The organism is uncultured Blautia sp., assembly GCF_902497045.1.
Taxonomy (GTDB): domain Bacteria; phylum Bacillota; class Clostridia; order Lachnospirales; family Lachnospiraceae; genus Blautia_A.
In genome coordinates, this window is sequence record NZ_CABVDF010000157.1 from 1 (window position 1) to 6724 (window position 6724).

The 6724-nt window shown below is 45.6% G+C and carries 6 protein-coding genes; all 6 read right to left on the reverse strand.

Annotated elements, in window-relative coordinates; genetic code table 11:
• Nucleotides 1–129: 129 nt before the first annotated feature.
• Nucleotides 130–2256 (reverse strand): acetyl-CoA decarbonylase/synthase complex subunit alpha/beta, encoded by a 2127-nt coding sequence (gene acsB / locus RDS42_RS10790; RefSeq protein ID WP_177296368.1) that lies wholly within the window; start codon nucleotides 2254–2256, stop codon nucleotides 130–132.
• A 23-nt stretch (nucleotides 2257–2279) separates the two neighbouring features.
• Nucleotides 2280–3044 carry an AAA family ATPase gene (locus RDS42_RS10795; protein ID WP_177275524.1) on the reverse strand — a complete coding sequence of 255 codons (765 nt, stop codon included), beginning with the start codon at nucleotides 3042–3044 and terminating at the stop codon, nucleotides 2280–2282.
• A 49-nt stretch (nucleotides 3045–3093) separates the two neighbouring features.
• Nucleotides 3094–4986: an anaerobic carbon-monoxide dehydrogenase catalytic subunit gene (gene cooS / locus RDS42_RS10800; protein ID WP_308783679.1), complete on the reverse strand. Its 1893-nt coding sequence runs from the start codon at nucleotides 4984–4986 to the stop codon at nucleotides 3094–3096.
• Nucleotides 4987–5165: 179 nt separating this feature from the next.
• Entirely contained in the window at nucleotides 5166–5936 is a 771-nt protein-coding gene (locus tag RDS42_RS10805) for an AAA family ATPase (RefSeq protein WP_308783680.1), read from the reverse strand.
• Between the two features lie 46 nt (nucleotides 5937–5982).
• Nucleotides 5983–6165 (reverse strand): CooT family nickel-binding protein, encoded by a 183-nt coding sequence (locus RDS42_RS10810; protein WP_308783681.1) that lies wholly within the window; start codon nucleotides 6163–6165, stop codon nucleotides 5983–5985.
• 25 nt (nucleotides 6166–6190) lie between these two features.
• Nucleotides 6191–6604 (reverse strand): cobalt transporter, encoded by a 414-nt coding sequence (locus tag RDS42_RS10815; RefSeq protein ID WP_308783682.1) that lies wholly within the window; start codon nucleotides 6602–6604, stop codon nucleotides 6191–6193.
• Nucleotides 6605–6724 lie beyond the last annotated feature (120 nt).

Consider the following 6724-nt stretch of genomic DNA (forward strand, 5'->3'; position numbering starts at 1 on the left):
TATACAACACTTTAAAGGGCGTTGACAAGCCAGTCAGCCCTTTTTCTAATTTTTTTATTCATCTCTTCCGGTCTCCCTTACAGGAGACCGGAGGAGATATTTTCTTAACTTTCCTGTATATCGAAAAAATTACATCATCGGATCCAGTCCAAGTGCCGGATGTCCTTTTTCTGTAAGGAATGCAACCAGTGTCTCCGGATCTTCTGCTACAGTCTCATCACCGATCATATCTGTGAAGTTGTCAATTCCATAAAGCTCTTTTGCAGTCTTATTCAGACGCTCTGCAACAAACTCTTTCAGTTCCTTCGGCATCCATACGATACGCTCGATACCGCCCTCAGCCTTCATGAATTTCTTGGAAGAGATAAAGTGTTTACCATGTCCCATAAAGCCTGGTGTCTGAACACCGCCGCCTGTCATGGAAGCCATCTCAGGGAAGGTCATTCCAAGAGGAGTCATGCCTGCATACTCACGGTTTGCAATAACTACACCGTTGGAGAACGGCTCGATACCACAGATACACTCGAAGCATCCGCAGGAAGTCATCGGATCCTGCATAATGGAGTACAGAGTAACATGCTCAAGAGCGCCCTGAGAGAATTTCTGTACTGCCTCATCAACATCTTCATATGCACCAAGGTTTTCGTCGATCGGTCTTTCTTTTGTGATCACCTGACATGGACCAGCCGGGTCAAGCTCGTTGGTAGCTTTTGCATCCAGCCATGAAACCGCACCGCAAAGTCCAAGTCTCTCCGGTGTTACCACACATACATGGCTTGGTGAGAATGCCTGGCAGAGGATACAGCTATAGTAAACATCTACAGACTCATCAGTCAAGTTGTCAAGACGCTCATCACGTTTTTCAAATGTCGGGATAGCGATCTCATGACGTACTCTTGAACATTCAGCCGGATCTGTATAGATCACAACCTCACATTTATCTACTACTGCGTCAAACTCATTTTTAACCTGGGAGTAAAGAACCTCACCAAGATGTTTGATACGGAAACCAGCGTTAAATGCATCAATGCTGATACGGATACGCTGCATATCTCTCTGTCCTGTATGGTATACACCCTCGATGCAGTTGATGTAGTTATGGAACTTACGCTCGATAACCGGTTCAAAGTCAGCCTGCATGTTCTTGCCTGCAACTTTAACAACATATGCGATACTGTTCTTGCTTCCAAGTTCCATCTCATCAGCTTCCGGTCCGATCACTGTAATCTTATGATCTTCGATCTCACTTGCATCACATGTCTGTACAAGCTCGGCACAGTCTACACGGGAACCGTCAAACTCTACCTGCATGTCTTTACGACGGATGATCTCACCCTCGAATGCAGATGCAAACGCAACAGGAATGTCGATATTTGTAATCTTAATCTTGATATCGCGTGCTTCCAGAGAAGTTGCGTTCCATTTGGAAACATCTGTCTGGCAGATCAGGCTCTTCGGAACTCTTGCAACGTCTTCCTGGTTTGTGATAACCGGGAATCCAAGAGCGATAGCGCCTGCTCCACATGCAACGATAACGTCATTGAGCGGTGCAAATGCATTTACAAATGCAGGTACACGTTTCATGGTGTATTCCATAAGTGTTGCAGCATCGCCTGGTTTTACGTTACCAAAGATCAAAGCTGCACGAAGTGCTACGGAAACTACGTGAATTACTGCTGTAACATCTTTTCCAAGCGGAATCACACGTACATTTGCGCCTGTCTTGTAGTTGATCTCAGCAAGCTGGTCAATCACATCGCCTACCAGTGTTACCAGAATACCCTGTGCCTGATAGGATTTTACAAGAGCTGCTGCTTCTTCCGGAGAAGCTGCTTTTCCAAGAATAACTGCTACACCCGGGATGTCGCCTGTAACAAGCGGAACACCAAGTTCACGGATCACTGCATCTGCAAGATGTCCGTAGCATGGCTCCTCGTAAGGAACTGCTCCATCCAGATATTTCAGAACTTCGATAAACTCAGCGCAAAGTGCTGTAGCCACACCTGACATAAATACGTCATGTGTTCTTTTTTCTCTTGTCATAAGAGTTTTTACAACGCCAAGAGCTTCTTTTAACTCTGCAAGAGTGCCAACTTTTGTTCCTGTTACTGCATAGTAGCAGGGAAGAGAATATGCTGTATTCGGGAAGCTGACAGCTTTGTCTGCTCCGTGTGTTGCAATTGCCTGGTCAATGGCGCTCTCAGTGAGTCCATATACGGCATCATTTCCCGCGAAAACGCTTTCAAATAAAGTCACTGTTATACCTCCTAATTTAACGATCACTGACGATCAATCTTATCTTTGATGCTTCTGATCTCACCGGTGACGGTTTCACTGAAGTCATAAGGGGATTTGCCCTGTCTGTCAGCATCGATCACCTCTGTATTATAGTGGATCATACCTAAAAGATCTTCCTGTGGAATCCGTCCGAGGATAAAAGCTTCATCCTCCTCGTTGCGAACCTTATTGGCCACAACCTTAACCTGGGCTACTCCCAGATCTTTTGCCAGACGCTTTACATTTTTGTATGTCTGTACACTTCTTGCTCCAGGCTCGATCACAACAATAAAGGCATCTACTCCTTCCGTTGTTCCTCTGCCCAGATGTTCAAGGCCTGCCTCCATATCAAGGATTACTACATCCTCTCTTCTGAGGACCATATTGCTGATGATGCGCTTCAGCATCACATGTTCCGGACACACACATCCGCCGCCGCCTGTCTCAACAGTTCCAAGGACCAGCAGTCTGACTCCGTTGCAGACCTTTCCGTATTTCTCCGGAATATCGTCTACTTTTGGATTCAGATGGTAAAACTGATTGTCTGCCGATGCACCGGTCCGTTCTTCTACCAGTTTCCTCATTTTTGAAATGGGAGTTATGGAGTCCAGTGTTTCCTCATCAAAACCAAGAGCAAGTCCCAGATTTGCATCAGGATCCACGTCTGCTGCAAGGACAGGTCTTCCCTCCTCTGCATATAAACGGGCCAGCGTAGCCGCAAATGTAGTTTTTCCCACGCCGCCTTTGCCTGTAACTGCTATTTTCATTTTACGTCATCCACCTTTGTCATAATTTCTGCACAGTTATCTGTATTTATCAGATTCCCAGTGCTGTTCTCTTTTCTTCAATTCTTTCGATCATCAGGTCAACTAATTTATCGATATCTGTTTCAACTGTGAAAGCAGCGTCAACCCATTTTCTGGTTCCCTCTGTAAGGATTTCTGCCATCTGATCAGAGCCGGAAACGTATGGATCTACACCAAGGAATGTATCAATACCTGTACCGATTACATAGTTACCGATAGATACTGCTTTTTCAGACATCCACTCTGGAGCACATCCTACAACCGGAAGCTGATGGATCTGAAGTCCGGCATCTTTTGCAAGTTCTGCAGCAAGAATCATCATACGGGAGATATCTACGCAGGATCCCATGTGAAGTACCGGCGGGATATCAGCCAGCTCACAGACACGTTTCAGACCAGCGCCGCAGAGATCTTTTGCAGATTTATCCATAAGACCAGCTTTTGCAGCTGCCTGTGCAGAACATCCGGATGCAATGATCACGATATCGTTTGCAATACATTTCTTCATCAGCTCGATATGTGCGTAGTCAGGACGTACTTTCGGGTTGTTACATCCAACCATGGCAACAGCACCACGGATAACACCGGATGTGATACACTCAAGAAGCGGTTTGGTTGTTCCAAGCTCGTCAACCTGAGAGTTTGTAACGCCGTCCAGAGTTTTTACGATTGCTTCTACGGAATAACCAACAGTAGCTTTCTGTTTCAGCTGCGGGATATGTACAAGTTCCGGTTTTCTGTTCTTGAAGTTGTCAATAGCAAGCTTAACGATTGCTTTTGCGTTTTCTCCTGCTGTTTCCGCATCAAATCTGATAAAATCAGAATCCGGCATCTGAGCGATCGGAGAGGTTGTAATAAATTTAGTATGGAAGCATTTGCTCAGTGGTCCTAATGCAGGGAAGATACACTGAACGTCTACTACGATAGCTTCACATGCACCTGTGAGAACTACGTTCTCCTGCTGCAGGAAGTTACCTGCCATCGGAATTCCACGGCGCATAGCAACTTCATTGGAAGTACAGCAGACACCGGATACGGTGATTCCTTTTGCTCCAACAGATTTTGCATAGTCGATCATTTCCTTGCTGTCTGCATACTCGCAGATCATCTCAGAAAGACTCGGGTCATGTCCGTGAACTACGATGTTTACGTTTTCCTCAACCATAACACCAAGGTTTGCTTCAGTGTCGATTGGCTTCGGTGTTCCAAAAAGAACGTCAGAGAATTCTGTTCCCATCATGGAACCGCCCCATCCATCGCCAAGGCCGCAGCGGATAGACTGTTTTACAAGTGCTTCCGGAAGAGAAGAACATCCCATATGTGTCATATGTAAGGAAGAAGAAACCTCACGGTCGATCGCACGTGGTGCAAGCTCGTTTTCGATAAGTTTTTCTTTCTGTCCTTCCGGCATTCTGTCAAGGAATCTCTGATATCCAAAAGGCTTACCATATTCCATAAGACCAACCTCTGCAACCTCATGTGCAAGGTCATAGATATCTTTGCCTTCTGTTTCGATATCCCATTCTTTTGCAATACGGATCAGTTTCTCCGGATCCTTTACCTTGTAGTTTCCGTCTGCTGCTGTGCAGTGCAGAGTGTGGCAGATTTCACGACCGTGGTCAGAGTGTGCAGATGCTCCTCCAGCTGTGAATTTCAGGTAGTTACGTCCTACGATACCATGTGCATCACATCCGCAGATTCCTCTTGGAGCTTTTGCTGTGATACGGCATGGTCCCATGGAACAGATACGGCAGCAAATACCCTTTTCACCGAATTTACAGTGTGGGCTCTGGTTTTTTACACGCATCTGCCAGGAATCCGCGCCAACTTTGGCTCCGGTCTCTAACAGTCTGTTGGTGGCAGCTTCAAATTCTTCCACTGTCGTTAATTTGAATTCACTCATTATAGACCTCCTTTAATGATACATGATACTTCATGTATATTTTTCTTTCCTTGTATTTTTTAATAAACCATGGAACAGAACCCATCCCCGCCCATGGGTTATTTCATGTAAAAAGCAACCAGGGCTTCTCCTCCCCGGCACAACATCTCTGCTCACCGGGAGCAGAGACGTACAATATATTACAGTTCCAGGTTATCCACAATTTTGCGAAGCGCCTGTTTCACAGGATTATCCTCCGGAAGCGATGCTGTGGGGCGTCCCTCGCAGTCATATTCATAAACCGCCTCATCCTGAGGAACCACACCCAGAAGCTTCAGTCCCTGATTTTCAATCTCTTCCATAACTCCCGGATTCAATTCTCCCTTAGGAGCCCGATTGACGATCAGACCTACCGTAGCCGGATGCATATTACATTCCTCGATCAGCTTGGCAATTCTTCCTACCGCCTGAATTCCTCGTCTGGAACAGTCGCTTACCAGAATTGCTGTCTGCATTCCCGGAAGAACACCGCGGCTGATATGTTCCATTCCAGCTTCATTATCTACCACAAAATAAGGATAATTGTTCTGATATTTTGCAAGCTGTGCCTGCAGAAGTCCATTTACATAGCAGTAGCATCCCTTGCCCTGTGTTCTGCCCATAACAAGCAGATCGAAATCATCATCTTCAATCAATGCGTCCTCGAATCTGAGTTCTGCATAATCTGCCTTGGACATTCCTGTGGGAATCGGGCTTTTTGCCGCAAGCTCTGCCTGAGCGATCTCTTCACGGACATCGCCTAAGGTAGTATCCACTTTCACGCCAAGAACTTCATTCAAATTGGAATTCGCATCCGCATCTACTGCAAGAACCGGTCCCTTGCCCTTCTCACAGAGATACTGGATCAGCATTCCGCATAAGGTTGTCTTTCCTACGCCGCCTTTACCTGCAACGGCAATCACATGTGCCATATAATAGCTGCCTCCTGATTTCTGTCAAAATTAAATCTGCGCTGTCTTATTCACAGCTGAGTTTCACAATACTGTTGGCCAGATCCACCATAAGGATCTTTCCTTCTACAATTCTTTCATCACCCATGATGTCGCGAAGAATCACCTTTTCCCCATCCACATCAATACGGCTTACATTTTTAAAGATCACGGAATCATCGCTGTTTTTATATACAGTTGCAAGACACATATCTGTTACCTCCTGATGTCAGTTTTTACTTCAGTTCTTCTTTTACAAGCGTCAGGGCAAGTCCCAGACGCATATTGCTTTTCTGGAAATCCGCAACTGCGTCTCTGATAGCCTTTGCAGATGCATTCAGTCCCATTTTGTCCAGATTGTCTGCCATCTGGTCAAGCTCCTGAGCATGGTGCTCATTATGCTGAAGCATATAGGTAAGAAGAGCTACTGTTTCCTTTCCGCAGTCTCCCCCCTGGCAGCTGCCGCAATGTTCATGTGTATGATTCTGGCACTCTCCCTCATGAGAATGGACGTGTTCTCCGCCTGCCTCATGAGTATGCGCATGAGAATGTGTCACCCCGTCTGCATGTGTATGCTCATGGGTATGTTCGTGTGTATGTTCATGTCCATGCTGGATCAGATTACCGTTTTCGTCTTTGATAAGATGCATTTTTACTCCTTTCTCAATTGCTTTATAGCATAGAACAGAGCCTTCACTTTTTAAAAAAGTGCAGACTTCTGACAAGAATTTATCAATTACATATATTATACATCTTTCCCTGTAGATAAG